Source organism: Enterobacter wuhouensis, assembly GCF_004331265.1.
GTDB lineage: Bacteria > Pseudomonadota > Gammaproteobacteria > Enterobacterales > Enterobacteriaceae > Enterobacter > Enterobacter wuhouensis.
On the sequence record NZ_SJOO01000001.1, the window covers coordinates 552,974 to 568,565 of the forward strand.

Sequence of the window (15,592 nt, forward strand, 5' to 3'; positions counted from 1 at the left end):
TTAACTCCTCAATCCTGTTGATAGTTTTAAGGACAAGCCTGCTTGCGCAAGCGAAATGTAACCCCTTAGGTTGCAGATCCAGCTTAGCAGGTTTTTACAAAGGTGCGCTTTGCCCGCTCACAACGTAGTTAATGGTCTGCTGGTAGATGTCACTGAGGATGTCATTGTCTGTGGCTTCCACCCACCGGGTCAGTTCCATCAAAATGTCATCTTCAGTCACAGCACCGTGCTCGGCGTGAAGACCTTGCGCAATCGCGTTCACGAGTTCTGGTTGTGCTGATGTAGTATTTGCCGGGTAATAAGTAAACATGCTGCCTCCGTTCGTTATCTGTTTAATGTTACGGCTTGCAAAATCGTAATTCGCATTCAGAGTGACAAATATTTTTGCCGTTGTGGTTCAGATTCGTCCTGGAAATAAAAATATCATATGCCTTAGCACAGAAATAAAATTTAGGGTTTCCAGCGGCGTAAATTTGTTGTTTTTTCGTAGGGCATCGGTGAAGGCCAGGAAATCAATTCCACAATGCTGCCCCATGGCGTTTGACCATAACAGAAAGCATTCCCTTCGCCCTGCTCGTCCGGGAAGGTGAGCGGCTTCGGCTCTGTAAACATTTCGCCCCCGGCGGCGGTAAATGCAGTGACGGCAGCGTCAAAATCATCAACATAAACAGCAAAGTGCTGCAGGCCGAAGTCGCTTGCACGGGCAGGCATACCCTGCTCAGGGCCGTGCATTTCGAAGAGTTCTATGCCGGGTCCGTGGGGCATGGCGAGCATGCGGATGGCGCGGATTTTAGTGCCGGGGAATAATCTCAGCGTGTGCTGCTGGGCGGAGTGGTCAATATTATCGGTTTCGGCATCGACAGAGTGATATAAAACCTGTGCGCCGAAAGCGCGTTCAAAAAATAGGGTGGATTTTTCAATGTCGGGCACCGTAATACCGATGTGGTCGATGCCCCTTACCGATGAATGCATATTTATCTCCTGCTATAAAAAATATAAATATAGCAGAAGATTGTCAGGCTATTACCACTTCATTTCGCCGGTATTGACTTTGGCGCTCAGTTCCAGCGAGCTGTCCTCAGCCAGGTTCGGCCACTGTTTTTTCATCGCGCTGATGACGCCAGCCGAATCTTTATGCTTCGATAACGCCACGTCAAACTGCTGCAGATACTGGCGGGTAAAGTCGATAGCGCCCGTTCCCGCAGGAGGGGTTCCGAGGTAATGCCCTGGAATAACGCGCTCTGGCTTATGGGCGGCCATGTTATCCAGCGTTTCCTGCCACTGCTTACGGCTTTCTGGCGTTTGCGTGTCCGCCGTCCACAGGTGAATGCCCCAGGAAACGCCGGTCCCGCCGAGGATCGTTTTCGCCGATGGGACCCACACGTAGGCCGCGTAGCTGTCTGCCTGCTCGATATCAACCTTCTCGCCATCCACCATAAACGTGTTGGAGGCGATGACCTGCGGCACAACCAGCTGCGTTGGCGCACCGTCCTTCATCTGCGGACCCCAGAAGGCGAGCTTGGCATCTTTTGTGGCGTTGATATGGTCAACGACCTGCTGCGTCGCCACCACCTTCGCATTCGGGAAAGCCTTCACCAGCGGCTGCAGCCCGAAATAGAAGTCAGGGTCGCCGGACGTGATCACGATCTTGTTCAACGTTTTACCGCTTCGGCGAATTTTCTCCACCAGCGCTTCGCCGTACTTGACGCTGAACTGCGCGTCAAACAGCACGGCCTCGGTTGGGCCTGAAACCAGCGTGGAAGAGACGGCAAAAATACCCTTTTCCTGCGGGTTATAGGTATCAATGGTCAACGGCGCAGCGAAAACGGCCGGGGTGAAAAGGGCGCACAGCACAGCAAGGCGGGTGATTTTCATTCTATTATCTCTGTTCTTCAGTAAAGTCTCTATTGTACGGATCTCTTCATTTGCCAGAATTCCTGAAACAAGACATGCTTAGTTTCATAATCCGAGCAAATGGAGCAAAGAATGGATCGCGTTATTGCCGCCCAGGTCTATAACCGCATATGCGAGCTGGGGAGCTTAAGCGCCGCGGCGAGAGCGCTGGGGATCTCCCGGCCCATGGTCAGCCGCTATCTCGAACAGATGGAGAAATGGGCGGGCACGCGGCTGGTGAACCGGTCTACGCGCAAGCTGACGCTTACGGCGGCAGGGGAGAAAGTGCTGTTGAAAACGCGCACGCTTTCGCAGATCTCACAGGAAATTGAAGATCAGTCCGCGAAGGATTTACCTTCCGGGACGCTGCGGGTCGCCTGCGCGCACTTTACCGCCATGCACATGATTGCCCCGGTGCTGCCGCAGCTTCTGTCGCGCTATCCCCAGCTGCGCATCGAGCTGGACGTGAACAACCATCCGGTGAGCCTGGTCGGGGAGCGCATTGATGTCGCCGTCCGCATCACCGATAACCCCGAGCCGGGGATGATTGCCCGCCGTCTGGGGGAGTGCCGATCCGTACTGTGCGCATCGCCGCAGTATCTCGCGACCCACGGAACGCCGCAGCAGCCAGCGGATTTAGCCGGACACAACTGCCTCCACTACAGCTTTTTCGCCGGTCAGTCGTGGCACTTTCTGACGCCAGAAGGAGAAAGCCTGAGCGTCGCGGTGAGCGGCAATCTTAGCGCCAGTATCTCCTCGCTGCTGATGGATGCGGCGGTCAAGGATTGCGGCATTGCGATGCTGCCCGAGCGCGAAGCGCAGCAGGCGCTGGAGCAGGGATTGCTGGTTCCCGTGCTGGAGCAACTGACGCCGAAACCCCTGGCCATCCATGGCATTTATCAGTCCCGCGACTACCAGCCCGCAGCGCTGCGCGTGCTTTTGGACGAGATTGCCCGTTACCTGAGCTGACCTATTTTGCCGCCAGCCAGGGCGTTTCCGTGCTCCAGAAGATAATGTCTGCACCAAGATAATCCTCGGCGAACTGCACAAACTCGTCACGGGTGAAGGGTTTGCCCGTGTTCGGGTTTTTGTAGGTCAACGTCGGCTCCTGAACGGCCATCGCCACCAGCGGCAGTCTGCCTTTGTAGTGATTGAACAGAGGGTATGCGTTTTTCATCTGCGCCTTGCGGTGTGGAACGATATCCGGACCGCCGAGGCCGATGCTGTTGGCGCTGGCAAAGGCAAACAGTCGCCCCATGTAGTTGTGGTCATTATTCCATTCGCACGGCCAGAAGTTGACGTACTGAACAACATGGGATTTTGTGAACACTTTTCGCGCGAAGGCCAGGTTTTCCATTTCCCCGGCAAAATAGCTGTCGCAGGTGAAGCCCTTAGGCGGTTTTTTCTCGTCAAGGTCGATAGCGGTTTCCGGCAGGTTGACGCCGTACACTTCGCCATCAAAACGCCTGGCGATAGCGGCCAGCAGCGCCTGATAACGTTCGCGTACGGCCGGGTTCCACTGTTGCGCCACCCAGCCTGCGCCCACCGGTTTTCCTTCGCCCGGGTTATCAAACTGCGGCGAAATGCCTCCGCCGTAGCGGGCATCCTGCATCAGATAATCAGGAACGTAACGGGCGTCCTGTTCGAAAAAACGATCCTGGATCTGGATGAAGAGCTTTTTGTTGGCGGCCTTGAGGCGGGCCAGATCCTCTTCAATTTGCGAAAAATTGTATTTGTCTTTCTCAGGCTCCAGCGCGCGCCAGCTGTAGACGATCTGCGCTCCGCCTATATCGCTGCGGGAGATCGGCAAAGCGGCGGCGTCCAGTTCGCCCGAGCTGGTATAGATAAAATTCTCGGGCGTTTTCGCCAGCAGGGGAAGCGCTACGACCAGCGATGTTAAGGCAGCGGCCATTCTGATAGTCAGGGTCATGATCAAGTCCTTTATGTCATCAGATACTCAGATTTCTCTGCGTTCCGGGGCGTGTCGGATGTGTAGTCTATACTTAACCCTTTGTAAGCCAAAAGGAGAGCAAGAATGACGATTCATAAGCACGGTTCAGCACACTGGTCTGGCGACATTAAGCGCGGCAAAGGGACGGTTTCCACAGAGAGCGGCGTTCTTAACCAACAACCCTACGGCTTTAATACCCGTTTCGAAGGTGAAAAAGGCACTAACCCGGAAGAGCTGATTGGCGCGGCGCACGCGGCCTGCTTCTCAATGGCGCTGTCGCTCATGCTGGGTGAAGCGGGTTATACCGCCGATTCCATTGATACCACGGCAGATGTGTCGCTGGATAAAACCGACGGCGGTTTTGCGATTACGAAAGTCGCGCTGCAGAGCAAGGTAACGGTGCCGGGCATCGACCCTCAGCAGTTTGACGGCATTATCCAGAAAGCGAAGGCGGGTTGCCCGGTGTCGCAGCTGCTCAAGGCAGAAATTACGCTGGATTATAAGCTGAACTAAGCCCGAGCCGGGTTAACGCCCGGCTATCCTTTTAGCCCCACAGGAAATACCTCTGCAAGCCACGCAATAAATACCCTCAGACGATGGGTCAAATGCCGGTTCTGCGGATAGACCACGTGAAAAGGGTAGACCTTAGGCCGCCAGTCCTGCAGGATTTCAACCAGGCTTCCCGACTTTAGGTGATGCTGCGCCGCATATCCAAACGTCTGAATAATTCCCAGCCCCGCCAGCGCGGCGGCCAGATGCGCATTACTTTCATTTACCCCCAGATAGTGCGGCACGCTTATTTCAAGCGCCTCGCCATCTTGCCTGAAGCGGAACGGAGAGGCTCGGCCGCTCACGGGCGAAAGATAACTTACCAGCTTATGGCCGTTGCGCAGCTCCTGTGGGTACGCCGGTACGCCGTGGTTTTTTAGATACCCCGGCGCGGCGCAGGTGACCATTTCCGCATCGCCAATGTGGCGCGCGATGAGCGATGAATCATCCAGCGGGCCCCCGCGGATCACGCAGTCTACATTGCCGCTAATCAAATCAACGGGTCGGTCAGCGACGCCCAAATCGATGCGGATATCCGGGTTACGCTGCATAAAGTCAGGAAGCAGGGGGATCAGCACGTCCCGCGCCGTTGAGCCCCCGACGTCAATGCGTAAATGGCCCTTTGGCGTACAGCAAGACGCCCGAAACGAGGTGTCAATATCCTCGATATCGATGAGCACCCGCGAGGCTTTTTCATAATACTCCTCACCCTCCAGCGTGGTGACGACGCGGCGCGTGGTGCGGTGCAGGAGGCGGGTTTCCAGGTGCGCTTCCAGCGATTTTACCAGCTTGCTAAGCGTGGCAATCGGCATGTTCAGGGAGTCAGCCGCTCGGGTAAAGCTCCCTGATTCCACCACCCGCGCGAAGGCGCGCATCGCCATAAGTTGATCCACGCGTTTCCCCTCTGATTATTTCTCTGTGTGAATAGTCATTTTCATTTTTGCCCATTTTTCACTAATCCTGCAAGCGCTACAGTCTGTCCGACGCATCCTAAACCACGACAAAAGGTACACGACATGAATACATCGCTTTCAGGAAAAATTGCACTGGTCACCGGCGGCAGCACCGGCATTGGTCTTGCTACCGCGCAGGAGCTGGCGGCGCAGGGCGCTAAGGTCTATATCACCGGGCGCCGTCAGGCAGAGCTGGACGCGGCGGTAGCGGAAATCTCCCCGGCGGCAGCGGGCATCCGTGCTGATGTTTCAAAACTGGCGGACCTGGACCGGGTCTATGCGCAAATAGCCAAAGAAGAGGGGCGCCTCGATATTCTCTTCGCCAACGCAGGGGGCGGTGACATGCTGCCGCTAGGGGCCATCACGGAGGAGCAGTTTGACCGAATTTTTGGCACCAACGTGCGCGGCGTGCTGTTCACGGTGCAAAAGGCGCTGCCGCTGCTGTCCGCCGGGTCGTCCATTATCCTGACCGGATCGACGGTGTCCGTTAAAGGAACCGCCAACTTCAGCGTGTATAGCGCCAGCAAAGCGGCGGTGCGCAACTTTGCCCGCTCCTGGGCGCTGGATTTACAGGGGCGCGGCATCCGCGTCAACGTGGTCAGCCCCGGCCCGATCAAAACGCCAGGCCTTGGCGACCTGGTGCCGGAAGAGCATCGTCAGGGATTGTATGACGCACTGGCCGCTCAGGTGCCGCTGGGCCGCTTGGGCGCGCCGGGTGAAGTGGGTAAAGCGGTTGCGTTTCTGGCCTCGGACGCCGCGAGCTTTATCAACGCCGTCGAGCTGTTTGTCGATGGTGGCATGGCGCAAATTTAAGGCTGATATAACGCGGTGAGATCGCCACCGAGGCGGCGGTTTTTCAGAGGACGAGCGGCGTCGCGCAGCGACTGCGTGACGCTGTCACATTTCACGAGGGTACAGTACGGCTCAAGCCACTGGCGATCCTGCCTGTCGTTACGCAAAACATACGATGCAAGCCGCTGGAGTGCATGGTTATTTTCCGCAAGGAGATCCACGTGATTTGCCTGCGCAAAGCTCGCTATCATCACCAGTGGCTGCAGAGCGTAGTTGTGATAGGCCACCGCGCGAGCGCGTCGTTTACGCTCGTTCGGCAGCGTGCCGTCTGCGCCGATCTGCCCGGCAGCGATGCGATACTCTTTCACCGACCAGTCAAACAGATCCCGTCGATTCAGCGCCACGGATGTCGCCATCACCGACCAGGCCGCCCAGTAGCTGTGGTTGTTGGTTTTTTCCAGCGGCAGTCCGTCCCAGTCTGCAATCGTCTGGTCTGCAAGCCGCCCCAGCCACCGGTCGACGCTTAACGGGGCCTTCAGCGGTTTTCCAGGCATAAACTTCAGCTCCAGCCAGCCGGTTGCCAGCGTGGCAAGCGCCCATTTGCGCATTGAACGTCCGGTATGGTTTGCCCTGCGGGAGGTTAACGCGCTCGCATCGGCCCAGCGCTGATAGCCTGTGACAATGCACGATAGCGTTTGGGGATCGCCGCTTCGCTTATATCGCCAGATCATCTGCGATATGCCGCGCTCAAAGTCGGTTATGGACTGCGTCTCTTCCCGAAATGCTTTCTCAGCCTGCGGATTGAGCGTAGCCCGGGCGCTATCCGAGCCCTCGTATTTGCTGCGAAACTCCAGCGGGGAGGTATAAGGCGCGGGCAGATCGAGACATTGACCCGCCTCAGCGTGAGGCAGGGGTTGGGTAAAACCAGACGGGGGAACGAGCTGCGCTGCACAGACGTATGCTGGCGAGCACAGCAGAAGTATTAGGCTACGCATCAGTTCACTTTACGCCAGCAGCTTAGATCGCGCCAGCGTCACGCTTTCTGCCGTTTCGCTTCGGTGAAGAGGTCAGCGCCTTCACATTTTTGTTAAGATATAAGCACTGTGAATAAGAAAGGGATAGCGGCATGGCAAATCTGCCCTGGCGTATCAGCGTGCGGCTGATGGTTTTCTTAAAGAAAACCGCGATGGTTCTGGGGATTGTGCTGCTTGTGCTGCTTGCCGTGCGGGTGTATCTCTCGCAGCAGGGGCCAGAACTGCACCTGTGGCACACGTGGCGCGCCGACGAAATGTCAGTGCAGGAGATGGATCGGGCCAGCTTCGCGCAGTATGTATCCCGCGAAAATACGATCTTCTCCAGCCTTGATGCGGACGTAACGGCAAAAACGGATCGGGATGAGCGTACGCCGCTGAACCGCTACTATCGCCAGAGCCTGGTCTGGCCTGGACAGTTTTCGCCCGACGCCAACCGTTCCTTTGTGCTGATGCCCAGCGGCAAGCCGCGCGGGGCGGTCGTGCTTCTGCACGGGCTGACCGATTCGCCCTACAGCGTTAAGCACATTGCGCTGGATTATCAGCAGCACGGTTTCGTGGCCGTGGTGCCCCGGCTGCCCGGACACGGAACGGCGCCCGGTGCCCTGACGAACGTTGACTGGGAGATGTGGCTGGCGGCGACGCGGCTTGGCGTACGCGAGGCGACCCGTCTGGCGGGTAAGGATGTTCCCCTGCATCTGGTGGGCTACTCTAACGGCGGGGCGCTGGCGATGAAATATGCGCTCGATGCGCTCGATTCGTCGACGCTTCGCAGGCCGCAGCAGCTTGTCCTGCTCTCGCCGATGATCGGCGTCACCGCATTCGCGCGTTTTGCCGGATTCGCCGGACTGCCCGCGCTGCTACCCGCCTTTGCGAAAGCGGCGTGGCTCAATATTGCGCCGGAATATAATCCCTATAAGTACAACTCGTTCCCGGTCAATGCGGCGCGCCAGTCGTGGCTGTTGACGCAGGCGCTGCAGCAGCAGCTCAGCCAGGACGCGCACGAGAATACGCTGGCACGGCTGCCGCCGGTGCTGGCGTTTCAGTCGGTTATGGATTCAACCGTCAGCACCCGCGCGGTGGTGACGGAGCTTTTTGATCGGCTTCCGGCCAACGGCAGCGAACTGGTGGTGTTTGATATTAATCAGGCCGGGAGCTTCCGGCCGCTCTTCAGGCCGTCATCATGGACCGCGCTCTCAGAATTACTCCCCGCGGCATCCCGGCGTTACAGTGTCACCGTTTTGACGAACGCCCGCGCCGACAGCTTCGATACGGTAGCCAAAACGACCCCGGCGGGCAGTACGCGTGAAACCACCGTGCCGCTGTCGGTCTCTTATCCACAAGAGGTTTATTCGCTGTCGCACGTGGCGGTGCCGTTTCCGCCGAACGACGATCTGTATGGTCGCCATCCTGATGAAAAAAATCGCTTCGGCATCAGCCTGGGAACGATTGCCCTGTGGGGAGAGACGTCCGTGCTAAGCGTCGGAAAAGACGCGCTGATGCGCGTGACCTCGAATCCGTTTTACAGCTACATGCAGGAGAGAATCGACAGGCGTATCGAGGGTGAAAAAACGCCGTGAAACATATGTGCAATGAATGCATTAGCCAGCAAACATAGAGTATGCTAGAGAATCATTTTCGGGCGCATTTCTCTCATCGGGACCGGTTACTGTGCTGACTACTCTAATTTATCGAAGCCAGTTAAATTCTTCCTGCGATTCCGCGCAGCTCGGTGCGCTGGTTGAACGGGCGAGGTTTCGCAATGCGGGACGCAATATCACCGGTATTTTGCTCTCCAACGGGCACGAGATCCTGCAAATTCTCGAAGGTTCGGAAGAGAGCGTTGTTACGCTTTTTCATAAAATTCGCGATGATAAACGCCACTACGGTGTGGTAGAGCTGATGCGGGACTACGGCCCCCGCAGGCGTTTTGAGAATGCCGGGATGCTGCTGTTCGATCTCCAGGTCAAATCACCAAAACAGGTTTTGCAGTCGGTTCTTCACTACAGCAAGCTCAATAGCTACCTGACATCTGACGATCGGGTATTTAAGTTTATCCAGACGTTTATCACCGGAAAAAAAGCTACTTCCTCCGCTGCGCTGTTTGACGCGAATAAATGGACACTCTCGCGTGAAAACTTACCCTTTGGCGAGGGCGTCGGCCTTATCGCCAATCAGTCCTGCCAGTTTGCCCTCCAGCCGATAGTCGAGCCGACGCAGGGAAAAATCAGCTCCCTTGAGGCGCTGATCCGCGGCAACGACGGCGGTAGCCCGGAGCATTTCTTTAATACCCTCGACCCGGAGAAGATCTACGACGTCGATTTGAAGACCAAAGCCTATGCGTTTGCCCTGGCGAAAACGCTGGGGATTGGCGACCACAAAATTGCGGTTAATTTGCTGCCGATGTCGCTGGTCAAAGTGCCCGGTGCCGTCGAGTTTTTGGTTCAACAGATCAAGCTCAACGGGCTGCAGCCGGAGCAGGTGGTCGTCGAAGTCACGGAAAACGAGATGATTTCCGGCTTCAACAAGTTTAACAGCGCCATCAAACAGCTGCGTGCCGAAGGCGTTGGCCTGGCCATTGATGATTTCGGTTCCGGCTATGCGGGGCTGTCTCTGCTAACGAAATTCCAGCCGGATAAAATCAAAATTGACCGGGAAATCATCAGCAACATCCATCTGAGCGGCCCGAAGCAGGCGATTGTGAAGTCGATTGTGAGCTGCTGTACTGACCTGGAAATTACGCTCGTGGCGGAAGGTATCGAAAAGATTGAGGAGTGGTGTTGGCTGGAGTCCGCCGGTATTCGCCGTTTTCAGGGCTTTTTGTTTGCCCGACCCCAGCTTAACGGCGTGGGTGATATCAGCTGGCCGCACCTGGCGCGCTAGCGTAATTCACGCGCTGACGTTTCCTCCTGTTGCACTCCTGTGCTTAAATAGCTAAAACGGTTTAACATTGTTTAGCTGAGGGTGAAATGGAAAAAATTTGGGTACTGGGCGATGCGGTTGTGGATTTACTGCCCGATGGCGCAGGGAGATTGCTGCAATGTCCCGGCGGCGCACCGGCAAATGTGGCGGTAGGGATTGCCCGTCTGGGCGGCAAAAGCGCGTTTATCGGCAGGGTGGGTGACGATCCCTTTGGGCGCTTTATGCAGCAAACCCTCACGGACGAGCGGGTTGACATGGAGTGGATGCGCCGCGATCCGGCGCATCGCACCTCAACGGTGGTGGTCGATCTGGACGCGCAGGGCGAACGCTCGTTTACCTTTATGGTTCGCCCGAGCGCGGATTTGTTCCTGGAGCCCGGCGATCTGCCGCCGTTTAACACCGGCGAATGGCTGCACGTCTGTTCCATTGCGCTAAGCGCCGAGCCCAGCCGTTCCGCGACGTTCGAAGCGATGGCGAGGATTAAACAGGCTGGCGGCTCCGTCAGTTTTGACCCCAATATTCGCGCCGACCTCTGGCAGGACGATGCCGAACTGCGCCGCTGTCTTGAAATGGCCTTAGCCTGTGCGGACGTGGTGAAACTTTCCGTTGAAGAGCTGGCTTTTCTCACCGGCAATGCCCGGGTGGAGGACGGGCTGTCGGCCCTGATGAGCATCTGCAGGGCCAGACTGGTGCTGATCACCCAGGGCAAAGAGGGGGTTAGCGTCTGGCATGAAGGGAAAATCGCGCATTACCCCGCTGCACCAGTCGAATGCATCGATACCACCGGCGCGGGAGATGCCTTCGTCGCCGGGCTTCTTTACGGCCTGGCACGCGACGGTAGCGGCACGGCTGACGTTGCCCCCATTATTGCGTTGGCCCAGCGCTGCGGGGCGCTCGCGACAACGGCAAAGGGCGCGATGACCGCGCTGCCGTACCAGCACGAACTCTAACGCCTCTTATCAAGGCCGCATTCGCGGCCTGAACTGTCGCCCCGATCACACTTACTAAATCGGTTTAGCAAAATAGGTTGCCCATCCAAAATTCATCAGTTTAGTATCAGCAACCTAAACCGGTTTAGCAATTTAGCAGAGAATAAACACTTTATTAAGGGATGCGACAAAATGTATAAAAAACGCAGACTTGCCGTGATGATAGGCATGCTGGCCGGAAGTACCTCTGTTTTTGCCCAAACGGATATGACGAGTATCGAATCGCGTCTGGCAGCGCTGGAGCAGCGTCTGCAGGATGCTGAAACCCGCGCGCAGCGGGCTGAAAAACGCGCCGCTGCGGCTGAACAAAAGACGCAGCAGCTGGTGGTGGCTCAGCAGCAGGCGCAAACCACCGCGCATGACGTTTCCCAGCGTACCGCCGCGCTTGAGGAGAAAGCGGATCGAAGCAGCGGGTTTGAGTTCCATGGCTACGCCCGTTCAGGCCTGCTGATGAACGACGCGGCGTCCAGCAGCAAAAGCGGTCCGTACCTGACGCCTGCCGGGGAGACCGGTGGGGCAGTTGGACGTCTGGGTAACGAAGCGGACACTTACGTTGAGCTGAACGTGGAGCATAAGCAGACGCTCGACAACGGCGCGACCACGCGCTTCAAAGCCATGCTTGCCGATGGGCAGAAAACCTATAACGACTGGTCTGCGGACAGCAGCGACCTGAATATACGCCAGGCCTTTGCCGAACTGGGCAATTTGCCCGACTTTAGCGGCGCGCTGAAGGGCAGCACCTTCTGGGCGGGGAAACGCTTCGACCGGGACAACTTTGATATTCACTGGCTGGACTCCGACGTGGTGTTCCTGGCGGGCACAGGCGGCGGCGTGTATGACGTGAAGTGGAATGACGCCCTGCGGAGCAACTTCTCGATTTATGGCCGTAACTTCGGCAGCGAGGAGGAGATCGACAATAACGTTCAGAACTACATCCTCAGCATGAACCACTTCGCCGGACCGCTGCAGGTGATGGTGAGCGGCCTGCGGGCAAAAGATAACGACGATCGCAAAGACAGCAGCGGCGATCTGATCAAAACCGACGCGGCCAATAAGGGCGTTCATGCCCTGGTTGGCCTGCACAACGAGAGCTTCTACGGCCTGCGCGAAGGTTCTGCCAAAACGGCGCTGCTCTACGGCCACGGGCTGGGGGCAGAGGTGAAAAGCATCGGTTCGGACGGCGCGCTGCTGTCAGAGGCCGATACCTGGCGCTTTGCAAGTTATGGCGTCACGCCGCTCGGAAGCGGATGGCACATTGCGCCCGCCGTGCTGGCGCAGAGCAGCAAAGACCGCTACGTCAAGAGTGACAGCTACGAGTGGATCACGCTCAACGCCCGCCTCATCAAAGAGGTTACGCAGAACTTCGCCCTCGCGTTTGAGGGCAGCTATCAGTACATGGACTTAAACCCGGAAGGCTACAAGGATCGTAATGCCGTGAACGGCAGCTTCTACAAGCTGACCTTCGCGCCGACGTTAAAGGCGGGCAAGATCGGCGACTTCTTTAGCCGTCCGGAGCTACGCCTGTTCGCCACCTGGATGGACTGGAGCAGCAAACTGGATAACTACGCGAGCGATGACGCCTTTGGAAGCAGCGGATTCAACGCTGGCGGGGAATGGAACTTTGGGGTTCAGATGGAAACCTGGTTCTAACCTTTTACGCTCCCGCGCGACGGGGGCGTTTTCAACATCATAAAAATGAAGTCAGGCAGAGGTTACTATGGATTTTGATAATATCGCCCGCGAGCTTATTCCACTGCTCGGTGGCAAAGAGAACATCGCCAGCGCCGCGCACTGCGCAACGCGTCTGCGTCTGGTGCTGGTTGACGATGCGCTGGCCGATCGGCAGGCGATCGGTAAGGTGGACGGCGTAAAGGGCTGTTTTCATAATGCCGGACAGATGCAGGTGATTTTCGGCACGGGCGTGGTCAATAAGGTCTATGCCGCGTTCATTCAGGCGGCGGGGATCGGCGAATCCAGCAAGTCCGAAGCGGCGAATATCGCGGCGCGGAAGCTGAACCCGTTCCAGCGCATTGCGCGTCTGCTCTCCAATATTTTTGTGCCGATTATCCCGGCGATTGTGGCCTCTGGCTTGCTGATGGGCCTGCTGGGCATGGTAAAAACCTACGGCTGGGTTAACGCGGATAACGCGCTCTACATCATGCTGGACATGTGCAGTTCGGCGGCCTTTATCATCCTGCCGATCCTGATTGGCTTCACCGCGGCGCGTGAGTTTGGCGGTAACCCGTATCTGGGGGCGACGCTTGGCGGGATCTTAACCCACCCGGCGCTGACCAACGCCTGGGGCGTGGCCTCCGGTTTCCACACCATGAATTTCTTCGGGCTTGAAATCGCCATGATCGGCTATCAGGGCACGGTATTCCCGGTGCTGCTGGCCGTCTGGTTTATGAGCATCGTGGAGAAAAACCTGCGCCGCGCGATCCCGGACGCGCTGGATCTGATTTTGACACCGTTCCTCACCGTCATTATTTCCGGCTTTATCGCGCTGCTGATCATCGGCCCCGCCGGACGCGCGCTGGGCGACGGCATCTCGTTCATTCTCAGTACGCTAATCGAGCACGCGGGCTGGCTGGCCGGACTGCTGTTTGGCGGCCTGTATTCGGTGATTGTGATCACCGGTATTCACCACAGCTTCCACGCTATCGAAGCCGGTTTGCTGGGTAATCCGTCCATAGGGGTTAACTTCCTGCTGCCGATCTGGGCGATGGCAAACGTGGCGCAGGGCGGCGCCTGCCTGGCGGTATGGTTCAAAACGAAGGATGCGAAGATCAAGGCCATTACCTTACCGTCGGCGTTTTCTGCGATGCTGGGCATCACCGAAGCGGCGATATTCGGTATCAACCTGCGCTTCGTGAAACCCTTCATCGCCGCGCTGATCGGCGGCGCGGTGGGCGGCGCCTGGGTGGTGTCGGTCCACGTTTACATGACCGCGGTAGGGCTGACCGCTATCCCGGGGATGGCGATCGTGCAGGCCAGCTCGCTGCTCAACTATATTATCGGCATGGTCATTGCCTTCGGCGTGGCGTTTACCGTCTCGCTGCTGCTGAAATACAAAACGGACTCTGAATAATGCTATTACCGTCTCGCTGGCCTGCCGTGCTGCAGGCCGTCATGAAAGGTCAGCCGCGCGCGCTGGCGGACAGCCATTATCCGCAGTGGCACCCCGCGCCGGTGACGGGGCTGATGAACGACCCCAACGGCTTTATCTTTTTTGCCGGGCGCTATCATCTGTTTTATCAATGGAATCCGCTGGGCTGTGACCATCGCTACAAGTGCTGGGGCCACTGGAGCTCCGCCGACCTGGTACGCTGGGCGCATGAGCCGATGGCGCTAATGCCCGATGAAGAGTATGACCGCAACGGGTGCTACTCCGGCAGCGCGGTGGATAACAACGGCGTGCTGACGCTGTGCTATACCGGCAACGTGAAGTTTGACGACGGCGGCCGCACGGCCTGGCAGTGTCTGGCCGTGCAGAATGAAGATGGCAGTTTCACGAAGCGGGGGCCCGTGCTGCCGCTGCCAGAGGGTTATACCGGACACGTTCGCGACCCGAAGGTCTGGAAGCACGAGGGCACCTGGTACATGGTGCTGGGCGCGCAGGATCTCCAGAAACGGGGCAAAGTGCTGCTCTTCGCCTCTGACGATTTGCACCGCTGGCACTCCTGCGGCGAGATTGCGGGCCATGGGATTAACGGCCTCGCGCAGGCCGGGTATATGTGGGAGTGTCCGGATCTGTTTGCCCTCGACGGGACGCACGTTTTGATTTGCTGCCCGCAGGGGCTGGCGCGCGAGCCGCATCGCTATCTCAATACCTACCCGGCGGTCTGGATGAGCGGGGCGTTTGACTATCAGGCGGCTTCGTTTTCGCACGGCGAGCTGCACGAGCTGGATGCCGGATTCGAGTTTTACGCCCCGCAAACCACCCTGGCGGAAGACGGGCGCCGCATTCTGATTGGCTGGATGGGCGTACCGGACGGAGAAGAGATGCTGCAGCCAACGCGCGCGCGCGGCTGGCTCCACCAGATGACCTGCCCGCGCGTGCTGCGGTACCGCGACGGCAAGCTGTGGCAAACCCCGGCGCGCGAGCTGGAACAGCTGCGAGAGTCCGAACATCAGTGGCGGGGTCATGCCAGCGCTGCGCCGGTGCTGGATGCCACCCGCCTTGAGTTTGAGCTGAGCGCGCCTTTCGTTAACGTCGATTTTGCCGGAGCACTATGGCTCTGCCTGGAGGACGGCGGATTACGCCTGGAGCGCGCCAGCCTGCAAACCGGTGAAACCCTGACGCGCTACTGGCGGGGTGAGGTCCACCGTTTGCGCATACTCTGCGACCGTTCAAGCGTTGAAATTTTCATCAATAACGGCGAAGGGGTGATGAGCAGCCGCTATTTTCCTGACCATCCTGCCCGGGTTCGCTTCGAAGGTGCGTCAGACATCACATTACGATACTGGTCGCTGCGCGGCTGCATGATAGAATAGCGGTTTTAGCAGCCGGAT

At 57.7% G+C, this 15,592-nt stretch carries 15 protein-coding genes; 9 read left to right on the forward strand and 6 right to left on the reverse strand.

From position 1 onward, the window contains the following. Positions 1 to 94: 94 nt before the first annotated feature. From bdm to E0L20_RS02820, 3 genes are all read right to left on the reverse strand, one after another. Positions 95 to 310, reverse strand: a complete 216-nt coding sequence (gene bdm, locus E0L20_RS02810; RefSeq protein ID WP_131632587.1) for a biofilm-dependent modulation protein — start codon at positions 308 to 310, stop codon at positions 95 to 97. 140 nt (positions 311 to 450) lie between these two features. Further along, positions 451 to 972: a VOC family protein gene (locus E0L20_RS02815; protein WP_131632588.1), complete on the reverse strand. Its 522-nt coding sequence runs from the start codon at positions 970 to 972 to the stop codon at positions 451 to 453. Positions 973 to 1,023: 51 nt separating this feature from the next. Then, positions 1,024 to 1,875, reverse strand: coding sequence for a Vmh family MBL fold metallo-hydrolase (locus tag E0L20_RS02820; RefSeq protein WP_131632589.1), 852 nt, complete (start codon positions 1,873 to 1,875; stop codon positions 1,024 to 1,026). 111 nt (positions 1,876 to 1,986) lie between these two features. On the opposite strand from E0L20_RS02820, the gene E0L20_RS02825 reads away from it, so the two are divergent. Further along, positions 1,987 to 2,862, forward strand: a complete 876-nt coding sequence (locus E0L20_RS02825) for a LysR family transcriptional regulator (protein WP_207389433.1) — start codon at positions 1,987 to 1,989, stop codon at positions 2,860 to 2,862. Position 2,863: 1 nt separating this feature from the next. On the opposite strand, the gene E0L20_RS02830 is transcribed toward E0L20_RS02825, so the two are convergent. Then, the gene (locus tag E0L20_RS02830) at positions 2,864 to 3,823 is read right to left on the reverse strand and encodes a hypothetical protein (protein ID WP_131632591.1); all 960 of its coding nucleotides are present in this window, start codon (positions 3,821 to 3,823) and stop codon (positions 2,864 to 2,866) included. 105 nt (positions 3,824 to 3,928) lie between these two features. Here E0L20_RS02830 and E0L20_RS02835 point away from each other — a divergent pair, with 105 nt between their 5' ends. Continuing rightward, positions 3,929 to 4,357, forward strand: a complete 429-nt coding sequence (locus E0L20_RS02835) for an OsmC family protein (RefSeq protein WP_131632592.1) — start codon at positions 3,929 to 3,931, stop codon at positions 4,355 to 4,357. Between the two features lie 23 nt (positions 4,358 to 4,380). On the opposite strand, the gene E0L20_RS02840 is transcribed toward E0L20_RS02835, so the two are convergent. Then, on the reverse strand, positions 4,381 to 5,286 hold the full coding sequence (locus E0L20_RS02840) for a LysR family transcriptional regulator (protein ID WP_131632593.1): 906 nt from the start codon (positions 5,284 to 5,286) through the stop codon (positions 4,381 to 4,383). A gap of 123 nt (positions 5,287 to 5,409) precedes the next feature. Between E0L20_RS02840 and E0L20_RS02845 the strand changes: the two genes are divergently transcribed. After that, a complete protein-coding gene (locus E0L20_RS02845; RefSeq protein ID WP_131632594.1) occupies positions 5,410 to 6,159 on the forward strand; it encodes an SDR family NAD(P)-dependent oxidoreductase in 750 nt (249 codons plus the stop codon). Here the strand turns inward: E0L20_RS02845 and E0L20_RS02850 are convergent. Then, the gene (locus tag E0L20_RS02850; RefSeq protein WP_131632595.1) at positions 6,156 to 7,133 is read right to left on the reverse strand and encodes a mannuronate-specific alginate lyase; all 978 of its coding nucleotides are present in this window, start codon (positions 7,131 to 7,133) and stop codon (positions 6,156 to 6,158) included. The genes E0L20_RS02845 and E0L20_RS02850 overlap by 4 nt on opposite strands. Positions 7,134 to 7,264: 131 nt before the next feature. Between E0L20_RS02850 and E0L20_RS02855 the strand changes: the two genes are divergently transcribed. From E0L20_RS02855 to E0L20_RS02880, 6 genes are all read left to right on the forward strand, one after another. Continuing rightward, positions 7,265 to 8,749, forward strand: a complete 1,485-nt coding sequence (locus E0L20_RS02855; RefSeq protein WP_131632596.1) for an alpha/beta hydrolase — start codon at positions 7,265 to 7,267, stop codon at positions 8,747 to 8,749. 91 nt (positions 8,750 to 8,840) lie between these two features. Then, positions 8,841 to 10,052, forward strand: coding sequence for a diguanylate phosphodiesterase (locus E0L20_RS02860; protein ID WP_131632597.1), 1,212 nt, complete (start codon positions 8,841 to 8,843; stop codon positions 10,050 to 10,052). A gap of 86 nt (positions 10,053 to 10,138) precedes the next feature. Next, positions 10,139 to 11,041 carry an aminoimidazole riboside kinase gene (locus E0L20_RS02865; RefSeq protein ID WP_131632598.1) on the forward strand — a complete coding sequence of 301 codons (903 nt, stop codon included), beginning with the start codon at positions 10,139 to 10,141 and terminating at the stop codon, positions 11,039 to 11,041. Between the two features lie 171 nt (positions 11,042 to 11,212). Next, positions 11,213 to 12,730, forward strand: coding sequence for a carbohydrate porin (locus E0L20_RS02870; protein WP_131632599.1), 1,518 nt, complete (start codon positions 11,213 to 11,215; stop codon positions 12,728 to 12,730). Between the two features lie 67 nt (positions 12,731 to 12,797). Beyond that, a complete protein-coding gene (locus E0L20_RS02875) occupies positions 12,798 to 14,168 on the forward strand; it encodes a sucrose-specific PTS transporter subunit IIBC (RefSeq protein WP_131632600.1) in 1,371 nt (456 codons plus the stop codon). Then, positions 14,168 to 15,574: a sucrose-6-phosphate hydrolase gene (locus E0L20_RS02880; RefSeq protein ID WP_131632601.1), complete on the forward strand. Its 1,407-nt coding sequence runs from the start codon at positions 14,168 to 14,170 to the stop codon at positions 15,572 to 15,574. The genes E0L20_RS02875 and E0L20_RS02880 overlap by 1 nt, the downstream gene beginning before the upstream one ends. Positions 15,575 to 15,592 lie beyond the last annotated feature (18 nt).